The 20,762-nt window shown below is 58.3% G+C and carries 21 protein-coding genes and 1 pseudogene; 14 read left to right on the top strand and 8 right to left on the bottom strand.

From position 1 onward, the window contains the following. Positions 1 to 55: 55 nt before the first annotated feature. On the bottom strand, positions 56 to 640 hold the full coding sequence (locus RTCIAT899_RS31430) for a tyrosine phosphatase family protein (RefSeq protein WP_015343889.1): 585 nt from the start codon (positions 638 to 640) through the stop codon (positions 56 to 58). A gap of 221 nt (positions 641 to 861) precedes the next feature. Between RTCIAT899_RS31430 and RTCIAT899_RS33440 the strand changes: the two are divergent. Next, a pseudogene (locus RTCIAT899_RS33440) lies at positions 862 to 1,044 on the top strand (divalent metal cation transporter); the annotation flags it as partial. 170 nt (positions 1,045 to 1,214) lie between these two features. Next, the gene (locus RTCIAT899_RS31420) at positions 1,215 to 2,513 is read left to right on the top strand and encodes an NRAMP family divalent metal transporter (RefSeq protein WP_041678507.1); all 1,299 of its coding nucleotides are present in this window, start codon (positions 1,215 to 1,217) and stop codon (positions 2,511 to 2,513) included. 122 nt (positions 2,514 to 2,635) lie between these two features. Here RTCIAT899_RS31420 and RTCIAT899_RS31415 read toward each other — a convergent pair whose 3' ends face one another. Continuing rightward, complete coding sequence (locus tag RTCIAT899_RS31415; protein ID WP_015343887.1) at positions 2,636 to 2,839, bottom strand: cold-shock protein; 204 nt, start codon at positions 2,837 to 2,839, stop codon at positions 2,636 to 2,638. Between the two features lie 329 nt (positions 2,840 to 3,168). Here RTCIAT899_RS31415 and RTCIAT899_RS31410 point away from each other — a divergent pair, with 329 nt between their 5' ends. After that, on the top strand, positions 3,169 to 3,438 hold the full coding sequence (locus tag RTCIAT899_RS31410) for a hypothetical protein (protein ID WP_015343886.1): 270 nt from the start codon (positions 3,169 to 3,171) through the stop codon (positions 3,436 to 3,438). A 10-nt stretch (positions 3,439 to 3,448) separates the two neighbouring features. Here the strand turns inward: RTCIAT899_RS31410 and RTCIAT899_RS31405 are convergent, their stop codons facing one another. From RTCIAT899_RS31405 to RTCIAT899_RS33435, 3 genes are all read right to left on the bottom strand, one after another. Beyond that, positions 3,449 to 4,414, bottom strand: a complete 966-nt coding sequence (locus tag RTCIAT899_RS31405; RefSeq protein WP_015343885.1) for a DUF72 domain-containing protein — start codon at positions 4,412 to 4,414, stop codon at positions 3,449 to 3,451. 68 nt (positions 4,415 to 4,482) lie between these two features. Then, the gene (locus tag RTCIAT899_RS31400) at positions 4,483 to 4,692 is read right to left on the bottom strand and encodes a hypothetical protein (RefSeq protein WP_015343884.1); all 210 of its coding nucleotides are present in this window, start codon (positions 4,690 to 4,692) and stop codon (positions 4,483 to 4,485) included. A gap of 110 nt (positions 4,693 to 4,802) precedes the next feature. Next, positions 4,803 to 5,129 carry an oxidoreductase gene (locus tag RTCIAT899_RS33435; protein WP_135488168.1) on the bottom strand — a complete coding sequence of 109 codons (327 nt, stop codon included), beginning with the start codon at positions 5,127 to 5,129 and terminating at the stop codon, positions 4,803 to 4,805. A gap of 467 nt (positions 5,130 to 5,596) precedes the next feature. Here RTCIAT899_RS33435 and RTCIAT899_RS31395 point away from each other — a divergent pair, with 467 nt between their 5' ends. Together RTCIAT899_RS31395 and RTCIAT899_RS34700 are read left to right on the top strand one after the other, a co-directional pair. Continuing rightward, positions 5,597 to 6,100, top strand: coding sequence for a sigma-70 family RNA polymerase sigma factor (locus tag RTCIAT899_RS31395; protein ID WP_015343882.1), 504 nt, complete (start codon positions 5,597 to 5,599; stop codon positions 6,098 to 6,100). 203 nt (positions 6,101 to 6,303) lie between these two features. Next, the gene (locus tag RTCIAT899_RS34700; protein ID WP_135488169.1) at positions 6,304 to 6,600 is read left to right on the top strand and encodes a DUF982 domain-containing protein; all 297 of its coding nucleotides are present in this window, start codon (positions 6,304 to 6,306) and stop codon (positions 6,598 to 6,600) included. A gap of 231 nt (positions 6,601 to 6,831) precedes the next feature. On the opposite strand, the gene RTCIAT899_RS31385 is transcribed toward RTCIAT899_RS34700, so the two are convergent. Continuing rightward, positions 6,832 to 7,185, bottom strand: a complete 354-nt coding sequence (locus RTCIAT899_RS31385; RefSeq protein ID WP_015343880.1) for a hypothetical protein — start codon at positions 7,183 to 7,185, stop codon at positions 6,832 to 6,834. A gap of 144 nt (positions 7,186 to 7,329) precedes the next feature. Between RTCIAT899_RS31385 and RTCIAT899_RS31380 the strand changes: the two genes are divergently transcribed. From RTCIAT899_RS31380 to ku (RTCIAT899_RS31365), 4 genes are all read left to right on the top strand, one after another. Then, complete coding sequence (locus RTCIAT899_RS31380; protein ID WP_015343879.1) at positions 7,330 to 7,974, top strand: UdgX family uracil-DNA binding protein; 645 nt, start codon at positions 7,330 to 7,332, stop codon at positions 7,972 to 7,974. A 65-nt stretch (positions 7,975 to 8,039) separates the two neighbouring features. Further along, positions 8,040 to 9,185, top strand: a complete 1,146-nt coding sequence (locus RTCIAT899_RS31375; RefSeq protein WP_015343878.1) for an HlyD family secretion protein — start codon at positions 8,040 to 8,042, stop codon at positions 9,183 to 9,185. 1 nt (position 9,186) lies between these two features. Next, the gene (locus RTCIAT899_RS31370) at positions 9,187 to 10,794 is read left to right on the top strand and encodes a DHA2 family efflux MFS transporter permease subunit (RefSeq protein WP_015343877.1); all 1,608 of its coding nucleotides are present in this window, start codon (positions 9,187 to 9,189) and stop codon (positions 10,792 to 10,794) included. 76 nt (positions 10,795 to 10,870) lie between these two features. Next, on the top strand, positions 10,871 to 11,677 hold the full coding sequence (ku, locus tag RTCIAT899_RS31365) for a non-homologous end joining protein Ku (RefSeq protein ID WP_015343876.1): 807 nt from the start codon (positions 10,871 to 10,873) through the stop codon (positions 11,675 to 11,677). Positions 11,678 to 11,716: 39 nt separating this feature from the next. Here ku (RTCIAT899_RS31365) and ligD read toward each other — a convergent pair whose 3' ends face one another. Together ligD and ku (RTCIAT899_RS31355) are read right to left on the bottom strand one after the other, a co-directional pair. Further along, complete coding sequence (ligD, locus tag RTCIAT899_RS31360) at positions 11,717 to 14,293, bottom strand: DNA ligase D (RefSeq protein WP_015343875.1); 2,577 nt, start codon at positions 14,291 to 14,293, stop codon at positions 11,717 to 11,719. Between the two features lie 2 nt (positions 14,294 to 14,295). Beyond that, the gene (gene ku, locus RTCIAT899_RS31355) at positions 14,296 to 15,183 is read right to left on the bottom strand and encodes a non-homologous end joining protein Ku (protein WP_015343874.1); all 888 of its coding nucleotides are present in this window, start codon (positions 15,181 to 15,183) and stop codon (positions 14,296 to 14,298) included. Between the two features lie 276 nt (positions 15,184 to 15,459). Between ku (RTCIAT899_RS31355) and RTCIAT899_RS31350 the strand changes: the two genes are divergently transcribed. From RTCIAT899_RS31350 to RTCIAT899_RS31330, 5 genes are all read left to right on the top strand, one after another. Then, on the top strand, positions 15,460 to 16,077 hold the full coding sequence (locus RTCIAT899_RS31350; protein WP_041678289.1) for a DUF47 family protein: 618 nt from the start codon (positions 15,460 to 15,462) through the stop codon (positions 16,075 to 16,077). Then, positions 16,077 to 17,081 carry an inorganic phosphate transporter gene (locus tag RTCIAT899_RS31345; RefSeq protein ID WP_015343872.1) on the top strand — a complete coding sequence of 335 codons (1,005 nt, stop codon included), beginning with the start codon at positions 16,077 to 16,079 and terminating at the stop codon, positions 17,079 to 17,081. The genes RTCIAT899_RS31350 and RTCIAT899_RS31345 overlap by 1 nt, the downstream gene beginning before the upstream one ends. A gap of 142 nt (positions 17,082 to 17,223) precedes the next feature. Continuing rightward, positions 17,224 to 18,324, top strand: coding sequence for an LLM class flavin-dependent oxidoreductase (locus RTCIAT899_RS31340; RefSeq protein WP_015343871.1), 1,101 nt, complete (start codon positions 17,224 to 17,226; stop codon positions 18,322 to 18,324). A 127-nt stretch (positions 18,325 to 18,451) separates the two neighbouring features. Continuing rightward, entirely contained in the window at positions 18,452 to 19,696 is a 1,245-nt protein-coding gene (locus RTCIAT899_RS31335) for an acyl-CoA dehydrogenase family protein (protein WP_015343870.1), read from the top strand. Next, entirely contained in the window at positions 19,693 to 20,736 is a 1,044-nt protein-coding gene (locus tag RTCIAT899_RS31330; RefSeq protein WP_015343869.1) for a ketopantoate reductase family protein, read from the top strand. Before RTCIAT899_RS31335 ends, RTCIAT899_RS31330 begins: the two co-directional genes overlap by 4 nt. Positions 20,737 to 20,762: the final 26 nt, after the last annotated feature.

Genomic DNA, 20,762 nt, shown 5'->3' with positions numbered 1-20,762 from the left:
TCGAGCGGCTAAAAGCTTCGTGCAGACGGCCCTCGTCAGGCCGGAGGCATACTCTTTACGCCGGGATTGCCATATCGAGTTCCGCCTGGCGTCCGAGGCGGGTCATCCATTCGACAAAGTCGGGCCGTCCCTTGATCTGCCGGCCATAGTGGCGGGCAAGTGCCGCCTTCAAGTCGCCGTTCCTGCCGAGTTGTTCGTCGGCAAAGCCGATCATTTGAGAGTTCGGCCAAGCCTGCGGGCGGATGGCAATCAGGCGAGCAAAGAGGCTCTCCCCCGATTCTTCGGGGTTTGATTGCGCCATCAATGAGAGCATGGCTGCGGTCGAGCGCGATACGCCCATATGGCAATGCACCAGCAGATGGCTCGGCGCCTCAGCGTCTTGCCGAGCCTGAAACTCGGAGCCGAATTTCAGGATCGCTTCGACATGTTCCGGCTGCGGCATCACGCGACCCAGCGCTGACGCTATGATGTCGTGAAAACGCAACGTCGTGCGATGGTGCTCCGCGTAGGAATGGAAGACGTCGAGCTCGGGATATTCCGGATCGAGGAGGGAAAGCACGTGGGTGACGTTTCGCAAGCGCTGATCGGGCAACTCCTCAATGCCGCAAACCGTGAGTTCAGGAGAAAGAAGCACGCTCATTGTCATATCCCTCAAATCAGCTGGCGATTCCGTCGTGCCCGATACGATAAGTGTCATCGCTCTGAAGTGAAAGCGTTTTTACTCCTTGCCAGCCACGCCCTAAGCTCGGGCGGGTTCCATTCCGACAATCTGCTTCTCGGGAACAAAACGCCTGCAAGTGCGGTTCACTCGCACCGGAAGGCACGATGATGCGCTGTGCCGGTTTCTGCTGGGAGGCAGTCATGAGCGACTATCAGATGGATGACAAAAGTGAGGTCGTCGAGCCGTCAAAGCCGAGAATTTTTGAAATCCTGGGGCCGGGCCTGGTCACCGGCGCCTCGGACGACGACCCGAGCGGGATCGCGACCTATTCGCAGGCCGGAGCGCAATTCGGGTATATCGCGAGTTGGACCCTGCTCCTGACCTGTCATCGCTCTGAAGTGAAAGCGTTTTTACTCCTTGCCAGCCACGCCCTAAGCTCGGGCGGGTTCCATTCCGACAATCTGCTTCTCGGGAACAAAACGCCTGCAAGTGCGGTTCACTCGCACCGGAAGGCACGATGATGCGCTGTGCCGGTTTCTGCTGGGAGGCAGTCATGAGCGACTATCAGATGGATGACAAAAGTGAGGTCGTCGAGCCGTCAAAGCCGAGAATTTTTGAAATCCTGGGGCCGGGCCTGGTCACCGGCGCCTCGGACGACGACCCGAGCGGGATCGCGACCTATTCGCAGGCCGGAGCGCAATTCGGGTATATCGCGAGTTGGACCCTGCTCCTGACCTATCCGCTGATGGCTGCCGTGCAGATGATCAGCGCGCACATCGGCCGGACCACGGGACGAGGTTTGGCGGGCAGCATGGCGAAGTGTTATCCTCGCTGGGTGGGGATAAGCATCACTTTTCCGCTCCTGATCGCCAATGTCATCAATCTCGGCGCCGATCTCGGTGCGATGGGAGATGCCGCACATTTGCTGCTGAGCGGCAATTCGCTGATTTACGTCGCCGCCTTCGGCATCATTTGCATTCTTCTGCAGGTCCTTCTCAAATACAAGCGTTACGTTGCAGTCCTGAAATGGCTGAGCCTGGCGCTTTTATCCTACATCGCGACCCTGTTCGTGGTGCATATCGATTGGTCGGCTTTCACCCGCGGACTGCTGCTGCCGACCTTCAAGACCGATCCGAACTATTGGTCGATGATCGTCGCAATTTTCGGAACGACGATCAGCCCCTATCTGTTTTTCTGGCAGGCGTCCCAGGAGGCCGAAGATCTGAAGGAGAAGCCGCGGCAGGAACCGCTTGTCAAACACCCTCAGGAAGCAAAAAGGGCGGACACTCGCATCACGCTGGACACCCTCATCGGCATGGCGGCATCCAACATCGTCGCGCTCGCGATCATCATGACGACGGCGGCTACGCTTAACAAGGCCGGTGCGACAAGCATCGAGAGTTCCGTCGATGCAGCGAAGGCGATCGAGCCGCTGGCCGGACAATTTGCCAAGGTCATTTTTGCCACAGGGATTATCGGAACAGGCCTTCTGGCTGTTCCTGTTCTCGCAGGCTCGGCTGCATATGCTGTCGGGGAGGCGGCTCGGTGGAAGGTCGGGCTGTCGCGCGAGCCGGGCGAAGCGAAGGCTTTCTATACGACGGTGGGCTTGGCGACGGTGGTGGGCATGCTGTTGAACTTTACGCCCATCCCGCCGATGAAGGCCCTGTTCTGGAGTGCCGTCATCAATGGTGTCGTCGCGGTTCCAGTTATGGTGATTCTGATGCTGATCGCCACCAATCGCGACGTCATGAAACAGTTCGTCATCCGCGGCGGGTTGAAAGCGCTTGGCTGGATCGCCTGCGCAATCATGTTCGTCGCCGTGATCGGCATGGCCGTGACCGCATTTATGTAGGAACCATCGGACGACGCAAATGGCCGTTTCGGCTGACGATGGTTCAGGCGAAACGTCGGCAGGCGCCCCATAGCGGCCGAGTGCACTACCCGAAATGTCGGGTAGTGACATATTTATAACCGTCAGAGCGGTCTGACGTTTTCCGCCTTTGTCTTGCCTGTCTTCCGATCCTGACCGAGATCGTAGGAAACGGACTGTCCCTCCCGAAGCACGTTGCCGTATTGCAGGGCGGAGACATGAACGAAAACGTCAGGTCCTCCACTTTCCGGCGTAATGAAGCCGAAGCCCTTGTCTGTATTGAAAAACTTAACCGTGCCAGTTGGCATGATATCCCCATATCTTTGCGTTTGATTGCGGCGGCAACCTAGCGGGCAACCGCTGTCAGATCAAGCATATCTGCTGCTGCTACCTAAAAATGCCTATGATCAGACCACTGAACGCGCCGTACGCTGAATTGCGCTGACGATTTCTTTGCGCCCAATTGCCCCGCTCGGCCACCTTGGCCCGCGGCTTAATTCCCATGTGGGAACCAAAGCGGAGGAGGGCGGTTTGGATTGGTACGATTCGGCCGGCCGCGGCCGGACGAAATGCATGGTCCTCTTGTAACGGCAAGGCGCACCCCGCCTGAGAGGCCCCCGAGGTTGGGAGGTGTAAGATGGAAATCTATCATCGATATCGCGAGAACGCGGTGCCGCCGGGTTCTATCGTCGTCAAGTTCTACCATTCTGGCGATCAGATCCGCGGATTCCTGCGCAAGGTCACGCCGCCCGGAGAGGATGACACCATCTTTCCAGGTGAGGAGATGGAGCCCGATGATGCTTTCCGGGCAGCCCGCAACAAAATGTCCGGTGAAATCATGCGGCCCATTTACGTCGAATTGTCGGAAGGCGTGAATTGGAACCCGGCATGGGGTCAGCTCGAATGAGCTGAGTTGATTATGCTGGCCGATGTTGCGGTCGAGACTTTGGGATTTCCCGCCGATGCCGCCGCAGGTGCTTCGTACGGGCTACACTCTCCTTTTGCGGGGTTAGTCCAAGACGCTGGCTCAGTCGTTGTGCGTCGGCCGGCGCCCGTACCTTCACATCATTGTCGAAATAGACATAGACGTCGCGGCCACGCTGTGGTTGTTTCAGCGGCTCCAGGACGCGGTTGGCCTTGGTCGGCTCGCGCCCGTGCGCCCAATCGTCGATCCGTTCCGCCCAGACCTTCAGAGCCTCGTCGTCATATCCGCTGACATATAGCTCCTCCGAGCCATGCAGGCGGCAATAGACGAAGTCTGCGGTGACATCCATGAGCAAAGGCCATTCCACGGTATCTGCGCAGACGAGCCCGATCTTATGTTTCCGTAAGAGTTCGATGAAGTCGGGGTCCACGAAGCTCTCGTTGCGGATTTCGAAGGCATGGCGGAGCGGTCTTTTTTCTTCTGCCCGCAGCCATTCGCGGCCGTTCACTCGCTCGTCGTGCCGCCTGGCCAGATGAGCAGCGTCATCGGTATCTTTCGGCAGCATCTCCATGAAGGTGGAGAATAGTACCGGGTCAAAGCGCAGTCGCGGAGGGAATTGCCAGAGGATCGGGCCGAGTTTTGCTCCCAGCCGCAGCACGCCGGACGCCATGAAGTTGGCAAGCGGCACCTCGACCTCCCGGAGCCTGCGTAGATGGGTTATGTAGCGGGATCCCTTGACTGCGAAGACGAAATCATCCGGTGTCGCATCCCGCCACCTGGCAAAAGTCTCGGGGGTTTGAAGGCTATAGAAAGTGCCATTGATTTCGATGGATGGAAACTGTGAGGACGCGTAGGCGAGCTCCCTTTTCTGCGGCACGTTCTTCGGATAGAAAACACCGCGCCACGGAGCGTAAGTCCAACCTGAAATACCGATACGGATGGTTCCAGTTCTTTTCATGTTATCTATTGCGCTTGCATCGGATTGCGTTCATGCGGGACGTTGCCGACGTCCAACGTCCTGTCGTCTCAGGTGACGTTGATGGAAGGCAGGAATGACATGACTTCGCTGCGCCGCTTAGGCGGCAGACTCTCTATTTCCCTATTCCAGAAGGTTTCCGCTTCGAGAGGATCGGCCTCCCAACTATTTGTTGATAGGATATTGTCATCCATTACAAGCAGTCTTCTGCCGCCAAGCCTCAGATATTCTTCGGCCAGCTCCTGAGCACTGTTCATCATGATTCTGCTCCTCGAATGAGTCGCCTGTCGCCGGCAATCCACATTGTGGATACCGGCAACGAAGGGGGGGCGTGAAATTCAGATGGCATTGTCGTATCCATCAGCTGCTGTCACTGCGGGCAATTGCTGCGTGATGTGCTGTCGCTCGACTGGCCGCTGCTTTGAGTATCCGTACCTCGCGTAGTATTCTTACCAGTCTTCATGGCATTGCAATCCTGTGATTGACCATTGGAATTTGGGGTGCCATTGGTTCCCGTCGTATTGTTGCCGGTACCTCCATTTCCGCTGGGAGTAGCTCCGTTCTGCGAATTGGTTCCGGCACCGTTACCGCTGCCTGAACTACCGGTGCCGGCTGCGCCGGAGCCCGATTGCTGCGCCATGGCTGCCGTGGCCATGCCGATCGAAAGGGCACATACCGCGATCATTCTTGTCAACATTGGTATTTCCTCTTTTGGCTTTGCTGCCTTCAAACTCGGAAACCGCACCATTGTTTCCGGATTTTTGGATTTTTCGTCCGTTGGGAGCGGATCGGGTGTACCTACTCGAATGCCGGAGACAAGCCGTAGGACCGATCGAGCGATAGTCGGAATAGAGCGATTTCGCTTCCTTCCTGTCGTCCTGTTTCGATAGACTGCAATTATTTGGATTCTCTTGGAACAAGCTCCGGATGCAACCGTTCCCTTGAAAGATGCCAGGAGCATCCCGAGTAGGAAGAACGCTCCGAAGCATCCTGATATGCATCACCGCGCATAGCGAGCAGCAAATCTGCACAACTCATCAGGTCGTTTGTTCTAACGACTCCTGGGTGTGCTGACGCGCGTTGCGCCTCGGCAGAAGCCGAGTCCCGGCATTGCGATCCAATGCCGCCGGATACCGCTTGCGCTACTTCCCGAGGAGAAGGCTTGTGAGCGATATGTACCGAACGGCCGGTCTGCAAAATGAAATCGTTGAGCTTATTCCGGCTCTTCGCGCCTTTGCGCGTAGCTTTCACAGAAATGCCAACGACGCGGATGATCTGGTCCAGGAAACCTTGACGAAAGCGCTGGCCAATCTCGACCAATTCGATCGCGGCACCAGGCTGAAATCTTGGCTGTTCACGATCATGCGCAATACCTTCTGCACCAAATTTCGTATCAACAGGCGCGAAGCTCCCGGCGCCAACAAATGCGTTTCCGGCGATGGAGTAGCGCAGCCATCACAGGAATGGACCATTCGGGCGAAAGAGCTTGAGGAGGCATGCAATCTGTTGCCGGAACATTATCGCTCGGTGCTTCAATACGTTGTCATCGAAGGGCGGTCCTATGATGCTGCCGCGGAAAGATTCGGTTGTGCGATCGGCACGGTGAAAAGCCGGATCAACCGTGCTCGCCAGCAATTGGCGGCGCGCCTCGGCGAAGAGGGTCATTGACGATCTTATTATCCCCCAATCCTGCCTCCACCACGAGACCTCGGGCTTTGTGTGGGTTTCCATCTGTCCCCGCATATGCCCGTCAGACGGAGGTTCCTGACCCGATGTGGAGACCTCTGCAAGGCCGCTCTGTATCGGAGGATTTGAGGAACAAATGCCAATATCCAGTGTTCGATCGAAAGGGGAGGCGGCCATCCAGATGAATGAGAGGCAGGAGATGGGAGGATGGGATGTACGATGTCATTGACGTGGAATTCACGACGCTTTGGACCAAGCCGGTCCGCCTTGCAGCCCGTGGTCGAGACGATCAGATGATCCGGGGGCCCGAAGAGGCAATTCATTTCCTGTCACGAGGATGGCCCTGTGAAAGAAGCTCAGCTTACATCAATGCGAAGGCAAAATGCGCAGCAGCCGTTTTGCACAGGGTTCCCATCGAGGCATCAAGAGCTGCTTTCGTGACCGCCTGCCTCGATGCACGCCTTGTGTTGGAGCAGGTATAGCCATGAAAACCGGGAGCGACGATAGGAACTCCGAAGACGATGCCTATGAGCTCGGCAGAAGGGCCTTTGCGAACGGGCGTGCAGCGACAACAATCCGTTTCCACAGGGCGATCAACGGCGCGATGAATGGGCGCATGGCTTCACGGATGCGCAGAAGATTCGCAGTGATCAGCATAGGTCGGGCCACCCGCCAAACTGATTGCACGTGATTGCCAAGAGCGGAGACCTGCCTCAGCGCCCGCCTTCCCGTTCGTTGATCTCGATCTGGCCCTTCTCCGCCAGGATGGGCAGGGCGATATTGTGTTGCGCCTCGTCCAACTCCTGGACAGTGACCAGCATTCCTCCCTGTTCCAGCGCCGCCGCATAGGCTGTGCGCTGTTCTTCATGAAAGAAGATACCCGTCAACGCGTCGAGAAAGCCCATATGATCGATTGGCGTTGTGTCAGGCCGATTGCCGGGCGTCATGGTAATTGCATCCTTCGGAATGCCGGCATCCATCAGTTCCTGAGCCGCAGCTTCCGCATCATATTCGTCAGCGAAGAATGCACTGAGTGTGAGGGACTCGGGTTTGCTTTGACTGCTCATGAGGATTTCTCCTTTTGGATGTTCCTATCGATGTAACGAATGCCGGTTGCGTGGGTTCCCCGCAGGGTCAGGGTCGCAGCGATGGAACAAACAGAAGGGCGATTAGTTGATCGTTGAAGAATCTGGAACCATTGCGAGCCCCCAATGCTCGAGAGATTTGCTTCGGCCGGCGCAGGCCCTTCCTTAGCGTATGAACATGCAGACGCAGAGACACTCGACGAGCTGCACGACGATGCGCAATCATGCCAACGCTGCGACCTCTATCGCAACGCCACTCATCTTGTATTCGGCGAGGGGCCTCGCAGCGCTGAAATCGTTCTCGTCGGTGAGCAACCCGGCGATAAGGAGGATCAGGCCGCTCGACCTTTCGTGGGGCCTGCAGGCCGGCTGCTGGATCAATGCCTTGATGAGGCAGGCGTCGATCGCGATCGCTGCTATGTCACCAACGCCGTCAAGCATTTCAAATATCAGATGCGCGGCAAGAAGCGTCTGCACGCTCGGCCGAATGCCGGAGAGATACAACGTTGCGCCTGGTGGCTAGGCGCGGAACTTGAGCTGCTGCAGCCAAAACTGGTCGTCGCCCTCGGCGCTACTGCCGTATCCTCCCTGCTGGGGACGAAGGTGAAGGTCATGCGCGATCGCGGACATATCCTGCATTCGTCCGCAAAGCTCGATGTTCTCGTGACCATCCATCCCTCGGCGCTGTTGCGGATCAGGGAGGCTGACGAGAGAGAAAGAAACCGGGCCGCCTTCATCCAGGATCTGAAAGAGATCGCGCGCTTTCTATAGCGCTGACCACCTCTTCATTGAACCGCCGACGTCAGATTGAGCAGGACAAAAGCAAAGGTCATGTCATGGCTGACAATCAATCTACAAACATGGAAACCAGGCCGGACCGGCCGACACAGCAGGTTTCAGATGAAATCGAACGTCAGAAAGAGGCCCGGCAGGAAGCAAAGCGGCCTTCCTTCCTTCGCCGTCATCCCTTCTGGATCCTGCTCGGTGTTGTGGCTCTGGTGGTTCTCATCGCCGCCGGATGGTTCGCATGGAAGGTGTATTTCTATCCCTACGAGACGACGGACGATGCCTTCGTCGGTGCTCGCAATTTCTCCGTTGCCGCCAAGGTCTCCGGCTATGTTTCCGACGTGCCGGTGACCGACAACCAGCATGTCAAGGCCGGCGATGTCATCCTGCGGATCGAGCCGCGGGATTACCAGATCGCGCTTGACCAGGCAAACGCGCAGATAGAGGCCGCTGAGGCCTCTGTCGAGAGCGCGAGTGCGCAGATCGAGGCGGCTGTCGCCTCCGTCGATGTGGCAAAGGCGCAGCTGAACTCGGCCAACGCGGCCCTGCAATATGCGCAGCAGGAGGCCAGTCGCCAGCAGCAGCTGGTCAAATCCGGATCGGGCAGCGTGCAGGCGGTACAGCAGGCGGCGTCCACCTTGCAGCAGGATCAGGCAAGCCTTGCCCAGATGCAGGCAAACGTGACTTCCGCCTTGAAGAACAAGGCCGCGGCTGAGGCGCAGAAATCGAGCGCGCTGGCAAGCCTCAAGCAGGCGCAAGCGCAGGCCGAAGAAGCCCAGCAAAATCTCAGCTATACGACGATAACCGCTGCGCAGCCCGGCCGCGTCGTCCGTCTCACCGGCGCAAAGGGCCAGTTCATCGACGCCGGCCAGGCGATCGCAACTTTCGTCCCGGATGAGATCTGGATTACTGCGAATTTCAAGGAAACGCAGCTGACCGACATGCGTCCGGATCAGCCGGTGGATGTGACGATCGACGCCTATCCGGATCATACGCTGCATGGCAAGGTGGCCTCCGTCCAGCCAGGCTCCGGCACCGCCTTTTCACTCCTGCCGGCGGAAAACGCGACCGGCAACTATGTGAAGGTCACGCAGCGTGTACCCGTCAAGATCGTCGTTGACCAATGGCCCGCCGATCTCCCCATCGGCCCCGGCATGTCCGTCGTGCCGACGGTCACGGTCCGGCCGAGGAACTGAGATGAGCGGCGCGGCCACGGCAAACGGAGGTGCGACCTCATCCGAGCGCGCGACGAATCCCTGGCTCATCGCCATCGTCGTGTCGCTTGCGACCTTCATGGAGGTGCTGGATACCACGATCGCCAACGTGGCGTTGCGCTACATTTCCGGCGGCCTTGCCGTCAGTTCCGATGAAGCTTCCTGGGTGGTGACGACGTATCTCGTCTCGAATGCCATTGTGCTCGTTGCCAGCAGTTACTTTGCTGAACGGTTCGGCCGCCGACGTTTTTATCTTCTGTGCCTCGCAACCTTTACCATCGCTTCCATCCTGTGCGGGTTGTCCTGGAATCTCGAGACGTTGCTGATCTTTCGGATGATCCAGGGCTTTGCCGGCGGCGGCATGGTGCCGACCTCGCAGGCGATCCTGGCGGATGCCTTCCCGCCGGCAAAGCGCGGGCAGGCTTTTGCGCTTTTCGGCGTCGCCGTGGTCGTCGCGCCGGTCATCGGCCCGACCCTGGGCGGCTATCTCTCGGATAATCTTTCCTGGCACTGGTGTTTTCTCATCAACGGTCCGGTCGGCGTCTTCGCCTTCATCCTCGTTTATGCCCTGCTCAAGGAAACGACGAAGACGAAGCAGATGCGCGAGGAGTTTCGGCGCAAGGGCGTGCGCTTCGACATCGTCGGTTTTCTGCTGGTTGCGACATTTCTTGGTTCGCTGGAGCTTACGCTCGATCGAGGGCAAACCGATGATTGGTTCGGTTCCAACTTCATCATCCTGACAGCGTCGATCTGCCTGCTATCGCTTCTTCTTGCCATTCCATGGGTTTTGACGAAAGCCAATCCGATCATCGATGGCTGGCTGCTCGGCACACGGCAATTCGGCTCCTGCTTCATCGTCATGATGGCGGTTGGCGCGATCCTGATCGCAACGACGCAGTTCATTCCTGAAGTCGTGCAGCAGAACTACGGATATACCGCAACATGGGCGGGGCTGGCCTTATCGCCGGGCGGTCTTGTTACCATGGTCATGATGTTCGTTGCCGGACGCGTCAATTCCGTGATTCAACCGAAATATCTGATTGCGATCGGTGCGGCGATCATTGCGGTATCCATGTGGCAATTGACCAGGCTTTATCCGGGATTGAACTTCAGTTTCTTCGTCTGGTCGCGCCTCTATATAGGACTTGGCCTACCGCTGATCTTCATTCCGATCACCTCGGCTTCCTATTACGGTCTGAGACCGGAGCAGACCAACCAGGCATCCGCCATGATCAATGCCGCCCGAAATATTGGCGGTTCGATCGGCGTCTGCATTGCGTCGAACGTGCTGGCTCATCGCGAGCGGTGGCACCAGAGTCGGCTCGTCGAGCATATCACGCCATCTTCACCCGCCTATCACGACGCGCTGCAAACCATGACACGCTATTTTGCCGAGAAGGGAGCGACCATGGCGGATGCGAAGGCGCAGGCGACCGCCTGGGTCGGGCAGCAAGTGCAGACCCAGGCGAGCTTCCTGGCCTATATCGATGTATTCCATGTGTTGATGCTGATCGTGCTCTGCGCCATTCCACTCGCCTTGATCCTCAGCAATGTCGATCTCAAGGAGGGCGGCGGTGGTGGTATGCATTGAGTCTCGGCCGCAATAGCATCTTGCCAGGGAACCAGGAAATGCCGGAGATCGTTCCCTTCCTATTGGAGAGAAAAACATGGCTCCGCGTTCTTTCTGGAAAGGCTATCTCAAACTGTCGCTGGTGACTTGCCCTGTCGCCATGGCGCCGGCGACAAGTGATAATGAAAAGGTTCGTTTCCACACACTCAATAGAAAGACAGGCAATCGCATCGTCAGCCAATACGTCGATTCCGTCACAGGCAAGGCGGTGGATGAGGACGATGAAGTGAAGGGCTATGAGCGCGGGGAAAATGACTATGTCATGCTTGAGGATGAGGAACTCGATGCGGTTGGCCTTGAAAGCACCCGGACGATCGATATCGAGATGTTCGTACCGCGCGACAGCATCGAATGGATCTGGTTCGATACGCCGCATTATCTGGCACCAGACGATGCTGTTGGCGAAGAGGCCTACTGTGTGATCCGCGATGCGATGGCCGCAAGCCGCATGGTCGGCATATCCCGGCTCGTCATGTATCGCCGCGAACGTGCCGTCATGCTCGAGCCTAGAGACAGGGGGATCGTCCTTTGGACCCTGCGCTTCGGCGACGAGGTGCGCGATGAACGGAACTATTTTGGAAATATCGGATCAGAGTCGGTGGACGGCAAGCTGATGACGCTGGTCGGCGAGCTGATAGATGAACGAACGAAACCGTGGGATCCGGCGATGGTTTCGGACCCAGTTCAGGAAAAGCTGCTCGATATCATCGCTGCCAAGAAGAAAGGGCGCAAGCGGCCCGCCAAAGCAAAGGTGGAAGAAGCCGCAGCACCCAGCAATGTCATCAGCATTATGGATGCCCTTCGCAAGAGCCTTTCGCAGGAAAAGGGCGCAAGGAAACGCTAGTCACCTGCGGGCTTTCGCTGCCAGGAAGAGATTTGTTAGTTATAACTTACGCTTGGCCTTCGCGGCGGGCTGGGGCAACGGTTCGGCGGCTTTCCGGAAGTCGGCCCAGGGATCCGAATGGAGCGCGGCAAGCCGCGTCGGCACATTGAGCACGGTAAAATAGTCCGGCCCTATTGCCGGGCTCAGCTCCTCCCATAATAAAGGCATCGAGACGGCGGCGCCCGGCCGGGCGCGGGTGGAGTAGGGCGCGACGGCAGTCGAGCCGCGTTGATTTCTCAGATAATCGATCAGGATCTTGCCGCGGCGTTTCGACTTGGTGATGGTGGAAACATAACGATCGGGGCTGTCGGCGGCCATGGCGTCGGCGATACCCTTGGTAAAGGCCTTGACCGCTGGCCATTCGGCCCTGGCAACCAGCGGGCAGACAATGTGCAGCCCTTTTCCGCCCGAAGTTTTCACGAAAGGAACGAGCCCTGTTTGCCTCAGCCGTTCTGCCGTTTCTTCCGCGGCGGCGATGACTTTGCTCCAGGCGACGTCTGGGCCCGGATCGAGGTCCATGATGATCATGTCGGGCTTTTCCCAGTTGCCGATCATCGATCCCCAGGGATGGATTTCGAGGACTGCTGCCTGCACGAGGCCGATCAGGCCATTCAGGTCGTCGATGCTGACATAGGGCTCTTCGTCTTGCGGATCTTTCGCCAAGGCGATGTTCCGGTTCATGCCCTTCCAGGCATGCTTCTGGAAAAAATGCTGACCGGCAATCCCGTTGGGACAGCGTACCAGCGCGAGCGGCCGGCCGACGACGAAAGGCCCCATATAACGCCAGACCTCGGCATAATAATCCGCAAGCCCCGCCTTCGTAACACCTTCGTCAGGCCAATAGAGGCGATCGCCGTGGGTCAAGGATACGCTGCTGCGCGCCGGCTTCTCAGCTGAGGACTCCCTCGTGGATTTCGGTGTTTCGCGAACGATTTCGAGCGGGTTCTTGTCTTCTCGCAATCCGCGGAAGGAGGCGTGGCGCAAATGGCCGTCCGCCGTCCAGGCGCGAAATTCGACTTCCGCAACCAGTTCGGGCTGCACGAAGCGGACACCGCGATGCTCTTCCGCGGTGAGCTTGGTTGCGAAAGGATTTTCCTTCACTTGCAGGCGGGTTAGCCTTTTGAAGAGCTGCTCGGCGACAGTGTGCGTGTATCCCGTACCGACGCGGCCGACATGTTCGAGCTTGCCGTCTTGATAGACGCCGAGCACCAGCGAGCCGATCGCCTTTCGTGACGTTGTCGATGGGACCCAGCCGCCGATCACGAATTCCTGCCGAGACGAACATTTTGATTTCACCCATGACTTGCCGCGGCCGGGGCGATATGGATCGTTGGCAATCTTCGATACGATCCCTTCCAGGCTCAACCTGCAGGCATGCGACAACAGCAGGTCGCCATTTTCATCGAAATGACTGCTGAAGCGAAGGATCCCGGTTTCGGATGGGATGATCTTCCGCAGCAATTCCTTGCGGCCGATCAGAGGCGAGGCCTTCAGGTCGTATCCGTCCAGATAGAGGAGATCGAAAGCATAGAAGACGAAGCGGTCGCTACGGCCTTCGCTGAGATCCGCCTGCAGGGCAGAGAAATCGGAAGCGCCGGCCGCCGGCTCAACGACCAGCTCGCCGTCGATGATTGCGGTGCCGACGGGGAGATCCCGGAAGGCGCTGACAATCTCCTTGCCGAATTTCTGGCTCCAGTCGAGGCCGCTGCGTGTCAGCAGCTTGATGCGGCCTGCCTCGATGCGGACCTCGAGCCGATAGCCATCGAATTTGATTTCGTGAAGCCACCGGGAGCCCGAAGGTGGTTTGGATACCAATGTCGCCAAAGCAGGTTCGACGAAGGACGGCAGAGGAGCCTTGAGGGCACCCTTCAAAGATGAGGGATCAACGGGCGTTGCATCCGTTTGCGTTTCGGCTTTGTCGGCTTCCTCCTTGGCGTCATCATCCTTCTTTCGGCTGGTCCTGCGACGGATCTTCCCGCTCTTCGAAGACCAGCCCGGCTTTTCGTTCTCGACTTCGTCTATAATACGCCCCGTTTTTGCCGATTCCGGTCGTTCCTCGAGAATATCGGCAGCGCCTTCCGGGCGGGCCGCCTCGTCTTCGCCTTTGATCAGCAGCCAGTTTTCCCGCTTCTCGCGTGGCTTTCCCGCCATGCGGATCAGATGCCACCGGCCGCCGAGTTTCTTTCCGTGGAGCTCGAATTCGAGATGTCCCTTTGCAAGGCCCTTATGGGGGTCGCCAAGCGGCGTCCAAGAGCCCTTGTCCCAGACGATGACGGTCCCGCCGCCATATTCGCCCTTGGGGATCGTGCCTTCGAAATCACCATACTCCAGTGGGTGATCTTCGGTCTGCACCGCGAGCCGTTTTTCTCCGACTATCAGGCTCGGCCCTTTGGTCACGGCCCAGCTCTTCAAAACTCCGTCCAATTCGAGGCGAAAATCATAGTGGAGCCGGCGCGCGTCATGCTTCTGGATGACGTAGCTGTTGCCGGATATTGCGATCTTTTTCTTGCCGGCTCGTCCTCTCGGCTCGGTTGTCCTGCTGAAGTCGCGTTTGCGGTTGTAGGTCTCCAATGCCATCGTCAGCTCGCCTTGCGTTGCGGCCGCGAAGAAGACTTCGTTCGCGATTTTGCCGCTTTGCCGGCGGCGGCGCCCGATTTCCTGGCGGGTTCCTTTGCGCTTGCCTTACCTTGGCCACTCATGCCGGCACTCTGGCGTAGAGCCTCCATGAGATCGGTCACCTTGGCGACCTTTGCCGGCTTGCGTTGCGGAATCTTCTTGCCCTCGATCTTGGCCTTTACGAGCTCCCCAAGCGCTGCCTCATAGCGATCGTCGAATTCGCTCGGGTCGAATTTGCCTTTCTTGGTGGCGATGATGTGCTTGGCGAGATCGAGCATTTCGCCCTTGATTTTCATATCGGGCACATCCTCGAACGCTTCTTTTGCCGAGCGAACCTCGTAGTCGAAATTCAATACCGTCGCGATCAGCCCTTTGCCGTGGGCACGGATCATGACGGTTCGCAGGCGGCGAAACAGAACGGTTTGGGCAATGGCAGCGACCTGCTTCTTGCGCATTCCGTCGCGGATCAATGCGAATGCCTCTTCGCTCGCCGGAGTGGAAGGGGCAAGATAATACGGACGGTCGAAATAGACGTCATCAATGTCGTCGCATGCCATGAAGGCCTTTATCTGCAAGACCTTGTCGCTTTCCGGCACCGCCGCAGCGATTTCCTCAGGCTCAAGAACGATGTAATCGTCCTTGTTGAGTTCGTAGCCTTTGACCTGATCCTCGCGCGACACCGGTTTTCCGCTCGCGGCATCTATGAATTCCCGTCGGACGCGATTGCCGGTTGCGCGGTTCAGCGTGTGAAAGGAAATCCGCTCGGACGTGGAAACTGCCGTATAGAGCGCAACAGCGCAGCCGACCTCCCCGAACTTCAGATATCCTTTCCATTGCGCACGCGCACTCATCAGCGGACTCCATGTCGACGACAGGAAACAAACGGGGCCTGGCGGTCATTGTTCCCTGTTGTCCTTGTTTTGTTGGAGAAGCCGACAGAAGCGGATGGCGATTTTTGACCCGCTCTATACGGTGTAGCACCTCTATCGGCATCCCAACTCTTGCGAGACTGTCGAAGACCGTGGTTTCGCGGGCACTTTGGCTTTTCATGGTGGCCTCCATCATTTATGACGGATTTATGACAACACACGTTCGGAGCGCCGAGAGTGAATTGGTTCCGTAAATTGATGCCTCGTGAAGATCGCTTTTTCGATCTGTTCGGCCGGCATTCCCGTACAATCGTCAGCGCCGCAGAAGCCCTGAACGAACTGCTGAGCGGCAAAGACACCGAGCGGCACTGCAAACGCATCGTCGAACTTGAGAACGAGGCCGATGACATCACGCGCGAAGTTTTGCTTGCGGTACGGCGCAGCTTCATCACGCCTTTTGACCGTGGCGATATCAAGGATCTCATCATGTCGATGGACGATGCGATCGACATGATGCACAAGACGGTCAAGACAATCCGCCTGTTCGAGCAGGATAGCTTCGATCCCGGCATGCAGGAAATGGGCGGCGCGATCGTTCAGGCGGCAAAACTGGTGGCTGATGCGATTCCTCTTCTCGATCGTATGAGTGCCAATTCCTCCCGCCTCAGCGCGCTCACGGAAGAAATCGTTGGTGTCGAAGAGCGTTCCGATGAACTCCATGAGCAAGGGCTGAAGGATCTCTTTCGCCGCCATGGCGCAACGAACCCGATGGCCTACATCATCGGCAGCGAGATTTATGGCGAGCTGGAGAAGGTCGTCGACCGGTTCGAAGATGTCGCCAATGAAATCAGCGGCATTGTGATCGAGAACGTCTGATGGAGGCCACCCTCGCTTTTCCGCTGCTGGCGGGTCTCATCGCGGTGGCCTTGTTCTTCGACTTTTTGAACGGGCTGCACGATGCCGCCAATTCCATTGCGACCATCGTCTCGACCCGGGTCCTGCGACCGCAATATGCCGTGCTATGGGCTGCATTCTTCAATTTTATCGCCTTCCTGTTCTTCGGGCTCCACGTTGCCGAAACCCTCGGCACCGGCATCATCGATCCCAATATCGTCACGCCACAGGTCATCTTCGCTGCCCTGATGGGGGCGATCGTCTGGAACATCGTGACCTGGGTGTTCGGCATTCCATCAAGTTCGTCGCATGCACTGGTCGGTGGTCTCGTCGGCGCCGGCCTGGCTAAAATCGGCATCGGTGCCATTGTCTGGTCGGGCTTGCTGAAGACGGCCGGCGCCATCGTCATGTCTCCGCTACTGGGCTTCGTTCTCGCGCTTTTCCTCGTGCTGTGCGTGACTTGGATATTCATTCGCCAGACGCCCTTCGCCGTCGACAGCACCTTCCGTGTACTGCAATTTGTCTCTGCCTCCCTCTATTCCCTTGGTCATGGCGGAAACGACGCTCAGAAGACGATGGGGATCATCGCCGTTCTGCTCTATTCCCAGGGCCATACCGGAGCGGAATTCCATGTCCCCCTCTGGGTTGTATTGTCCTGCCAGTCCGCGATGGCGCTCGGGACACTGTTTGGCGGCTGGCGGATCGTGCATACGATGGGTTCGAAGATTACTAGGCTCAATCCAATGCAGGGTTTCTGTGCCGAGACCGGCGGTGCTTTGACACTGTTTGCCGCCACATGGCTCGGCATCCCGGTCTCGACGACCCATACGATCACGGGCGCTATCATCGGCGTCGGTGCCGCCCGGCGCGTCTCCGCAGTTCGCTGGGGATTGGCGGGCAATATTGTCATCGCATGGGTAATAACGCTTCCGGCTGCGGCTGCTATCTCCGCACTCACCTATTGGATGACGAATTGGGTCGAATAGAACTGTGCCTTCAGGATTGAAGACATCCTAAGCACGAATATTCTATAAATTTAGTAGAAAAAGAACGACCTGTCTTTCTGAGGCCGGGGGGTCACGCTAGCATTCTGTCCAAATCCGATGAAGGAAACCATAGGACATCGATATGCCGACCGAATTCATCAGCGTCACCTTTCCGAATGCCTCGACCGAGCTCAATCCTCTGGAAAACCCCGCGCTCGACCCGCAATTCCTAGAGCGCTATGCACGTTCGCTCGATGATTATGGCTTCAACTATACCCTTATTCCCTACGACAGCGCCTCCTTCGACCCCTTTACCATCGGCGCAACGGTTGCGGCGCATACGAAGAATATCAAGATCATCATCGCCCTTCGTCCGAACACGATCTATCCGACAGTCGCGGCAAAATCGCTCGCGACGCTCGATCAGCTGAGCGGCGGGCGCGTGGTGGTTCACTTCATTGCCGGCGGAAGCGATGAGGAGCAGGCCAAGGAAGGTGACTTCCTTGACAAGCGCCAGCGCTACGAACGGCAGGAGGAGTATATCCGCATTCTGCGGCGCGTCTGGCAGTCGAGTGAACCCTTTGACTTCGATGGCCGCTACTATCAGTTCAAGCAGTTCCACAGCCGCGTGCGTCCAGTAAACGGCACCATCCCGGTGTCGGTCGGCGGATCGTCGGACGATGCCTATCGCATCGGCGGCGCGCTTGCCGACATCTTCGGCCTATGGGGTGAGCCGCTGGCCGAAACCAAGCAGCAAATCGATCGGATCCATGCCGAAGCGGCACGCGCCGGGCGCAAGGATCGCCCGCGGATCTGGGTGACGTTCCGTCCGATCGTTGCGGAGACCGACGAGCTTGCCTGGGCCAAGGCGCATCACACCCTCGACCTTTTGAAGGAAAATCGCGCAAAGGGCCTTGGCAAGGTGCCACCCGCAGCGCCTTCTCCGCAGAATATCGGCTCGCAGCGCCTGCTTGAGATCGCCTCGCGCGGCGATGTCCACGATCGTGCTCTCTGGTATCCGACGGTGACGGCGACGAATGCGCGTGGCGCCTCCACGGCCCTGGTCGGCTCTCCAAGAACCATTGCGGACTCCATTATCGATTACGTCGATCTCGGCGCAGATCTGATCTCGATCCGAGGCTATGACAACCTGAACGATGCCGTCGATTATGGCCGCTATATTCTGCCGCTCGTCAGGGCGGATCTGGCGGCAAGAGAGGCGCCGCAGCAAGCCGTCGCCTGATCCCACATTGTCACGCACCGACAAACAGATTGGCGAACGCCATTCGGGTTGTGTTCGCAAAGACAGGCCATCGCGCGGCAAACGCCGCGCATGGCGCTCCTCGCTGCTTCAAAGAGGCTGATGCAAAGTGTCCTTTAACACCATTGATCTGACGGATGTGACCCGCAAGCTTGCCGCCGCAGCTGCGGCGGCAGACGAATCCGGCGCCTTCCCCTGGGCCGGCATCGAGGCCGTTCATGCGGCTGGGCTGCTCGAAAGCACCGTGGCGCCAAGGTTCGGTGGAAAAGGTGCTGGTCTTGCCGATGTCGGGCGCATTCTGGCCGCGCTTGGTCGCGGCGATCCTTCGGTCGCCCTGATTAGCGCTATGACCATATTCACCCATCTCGGACAGGCGGCGGGCAGCAAATGGCCGGAGCCGCTTTATCGACGTTTGCTCGACGACGCGCGCGATCGCCCGATCCTGCTGAACGCGGCCCGCGTCGAGCCCGAGCTCGGTTCCCCCGCCCGAGGCGGCCTTCCCGACACATTGGCGCGCCGCACCGCCAGTGGATGGGTGATCACAGGGCGCAAGCGTTTCGTGACGGGTGCGCTTGGCCTGACCCATTTCCTCGTCTGGGCGCGCACCGATGAGACACCGCAGCGCGTCGGCACTTTCGTCGTTCCGTCGACCCTTCGCGGCATCAAGGTGATCGAGAACTGGAAGAGCCTCGGAATGCGGGCCAGCGGCTCGCACGACGTCGAGTTCAAGGATGTCGAGGTGCCGCTTGAAGACGTCCTCGACCTTGTCGACGTTTCCATCGGCACGCAGGACAATCGTGCCCATGCCGCCGCTAACGTCGCGCTGACCGCCATATACCTCGGAGCTGCAGAAGCTGCCCAGGAGGCTTTCATCCGTTTCGGTCATGAACGCATCCCCGCCAATCTCGGTGTTCCGATCGCAAAAACGGAAAGGTTCATTTCCGCAGCCGGTGAAATCGACTTGCTCGTGGGTGGTGCGAGACAGATCCTATTCAACGCGCTCGACCATTCGCTGGATGAACCTGAAGCGCTCATCAGGGCGCGCCTTCTTGCAGCCCGCAACATACGCGCCGCAGTTCAGCTTGCCGTTCGCACGCTCGGCAATCCCGGTCTCAATGGCGATCTCGGGATCGAGCGGCATTTCCGCGACATCCAATCGGTTCTCGTCCACGCGCCGCAGGAAGACACGTCTGTTTCCATTCTAGGGCGCTCGGCATGTGACAGATGGAGCCGAAAGGCAGAGGAATCGCCTCATCTTTTCGCGGTTGAAAAGACGTCAGCTGTCTCCCCCAGTTCCCGGCAGGCAGAAGACGCGCGGGAGCTCCTGAATGCAGTTTCCGGGCGGCGAGCATGACACGTTACATCATCATCGGAGCGGGCGCCGTCGGTGCGAGCCTTGCCGCGCAGTTTGAGCTTTCGGGGACAGACTACGCCCTTGTCGGACGCGGCGCCCAGATCAGGCATATCGTCGATCATGGCCTCGTCTACCAGCGGCCCGCCGGCACCCGGCAAATCCGGCTCAAAGCCTTCGACACGACTGAACCGCCATCATTGAGGCAGGGAGACATCCTCCTGCTGACTGTAAAATCGCAGGATGCTGCCGAAGCCCTCGCCTTTTGGGCCTGGCGGCCCGTCGAGCATACCGAGGGACTGACCGCCTCCGCCTTGCCGATCGTCACGTTTCAGAATGGCCTGGCGACGGAAGCGGCGGCTCTTCGGCTATTTCCGAATGTCTACGGCGCCAGCATCCTGACACCAGCTCGTTTTACGGAAGTCGGCCACGTCGTGGTCGGGGGCGATCCGCAAGTGGCGATCGTCACCATCGGTCGCTATCCGCAAGGCTCGGACGAGACCGCGGCCAGGATCGTCGCGGATCTTAGCCGGTCGGATTACATTGCCGAGGCAACAAGCGATATCAAGCGATGGAAGGCGGCGAAGCTTCTTCACAATGTGCGCAATGTGCTGGAGCTTTTCGACGGCGCGGACGACGAAAGAGCAACGTTCAGCGCGGCCCTTGTCGATGAGGCCGAGACCGTTCTCAAGGCCGTGGGCTATACATTTGCATCTCCCTCGGAACGTACGGTCAGCATAGCGCACTGGAAGATCGCCGAGAATGCCGGTATTCGCCCCGGTCAGCAATCGACGTGGCAGAGCTTCACGCGCGGCGCCTCGAGCGAAGTCGACTATCTGAACGGAGAAATCGTGCTTCTCGGGCGTCTGCATGGGATAGCGACGCCCTATAATCGTGCCGCCCAGGAAATTGCCGGATCGGCGGCGCGACAGGGTGGCTTCACGGCGCTGCTTCCTTTCGCTAGTCTGCGCGAGCTTGCCAAGAACCACCTGTCTTTCTCCACCCCCACCCATTCGAGGCCGAAAGCACAACTGACGGGCTAGTTCCGAGATAGTGCAGTCACGGCATC

The sequence above is a fragment of the Rhizobium tropici CIAT 899 genome, from assembly GCF_000330885.1.
Classification (GTDB): Bacteria; Pseudomonadota; Alphaproteobacteria; order Rhizobiales; family Rhizobiaceae; genus Rhizobium; species Rhizobium tropici.
The sequence above is the reverse complement of the archived record's forward strand: the minus strand, read 5'-3'. Positions and strand labels throughout refer to the sequence as shown.

What these genes read in the sequence shown, in the direction of transcription:
- RTCIAT899_RS31430 (WP_015343889.1), bottom strand. Translation starts at nt 640, where the DNA reads ATGAGCGTGCTTCTTTCTCCTGAACTCACGGTTTGCGGCATTGAGGAG.
- RTCIAT899_RS31420 (WP_041678507.1), top strand. Translation starts at nt 1,215, where the DNA reads ATGAGCGACTATCAGATGGATGACAAAAGTGAGGTCGTCGAGCCGTCA.
- RTCIAT899_RS31415 (WP_015343887.1), bottom strand. Translation starts at nt 2,839, where the DNA reads ATGCCAACTGGCACGGTTAAGTTTTTCAATACAGACAAGGGCTTCGGC.
- RTCIAT899_RS31410 (WP_015343886.1), top strand. Translation starts at nt 3,169, where the DNA reads ATGGAAATCTATCATCGATATCGCGAGAACGCGGTGCCGCCGGGTTCT.
- RTCIAT899_RS31405 (WP_015343885.1), bottom strand. Translation starts at nt 4,414, where the DNA reads ATGAAAAGAACTGGAACCATCCGTATCGGTATTTCAGGTTGGACTTAC.
- RTCIAT899_RS31400 (WP_015343884.1), bottom strand. Translation starts at nt 4,692, where the DNA reads ATGATGAACAGTGCTCAGGAGCTGGCCGAAGAATATCTGAGGCTTGGC.
- RTCIAT899_RS33435 (WP_135488168.1), bottom strand. Translation starts at nt 5,129, where the DNA reads ATGTTGACAAGAATGATCGCGGTATGTGCCCTTTCGATCGGCATGGCC.
- RTCIAT899_RS34700 (WP_135488169.1), top strand. Translation starts at nt 6,304, where the DNA reads ATGAGAGGCAGGAGATGGGAGGATGGGATGTACGATGTCATTGACGTG.
- RTCIAT899_RS31385 (WP_015343880.1), bottom strand. Translation starts at nt 7,185, where the DNA reads ATGAGCAGTCAAAGCAAACCCGAGTCCCTCACACTCAGTGCATTCTTC.
- RTCIAT899_RS31380 (WP_015343879.1), top strand. Translation starts at nt 7,330, where the DNA reads ATGCTCGAGAGATTTGCTTCGGCCGGCGCAGGCCCTTCCTTAGCGTAT.
- RTCIAT899_RS31375 (WP_015343878.1), top strand. Translation starts at nt 8,040, where the DNA reads ATGGCTGACAATCAATCTACAAACATGGAAACCAGGCCGGACCGGCCG.
- RTCIAT899_RS31370 (WP_015343877.1), top strand. Translation starts at nt 9,187, where the DNA reads ATGAGCGGCGCGGCCACGGCAAACGGAGGTGCGACCTCATCCGAGCGC.
- ku (WP_015343876.1), top strand. Translation starts at nt 10,871, where the DNA reads ATGGCTCCGCGTTCTTTCTGGAAAGGCTATCTCAAACTGTCGCTGGTG.
- ligD (WP_015343875.1), bottom strand. Translation starts at nt 14,293, where the DNA reads ATGGCATTGGAGACCTACAACCGCAAACGCGACTTCAGCAGGACAACC.
- ku (WP_015343874.1), bottom strand. Translation starts at nt 15,183, where the DNA reads ATGAGTGCGCGTGCGCAATGGAAAGGATATCTGAAGTTCGGGGAGGTC.
- RTCIAT899_RS31350 (WP_041678289.1), top strand. Translation starts at nt 15,460, where the DNA reads ATGCCTCGTGAAGATCGCTTTTTCGATCTGTTCGGCCGGCATTCCCGT.
- RTCIAT899_RS31345 (WP_015343872.1), top strand. Translation starts at nt 16,077, where the DNA reads ATGGAGGCCACCCTCGCTTTTCCGCTGCTGGCGGGTCTCATCGCGGTG.
- RTCIAT899_RS31340 (WP_015343871.1), top strand. Translation starts at nt 17,224, where the DNA reads ATGCCGACCGAATTCATCAGCGTCACCTTTCCGAATGCCTCGACCGAG.
- RTCIAT899_RS31330 (WP_015343869.1), top strand. Translation starts at nt 19,693, where the DNA reads ATGACACGTTACATCATCATCGGAGCGGGCGCCGTCGGTGCGAGCCTT.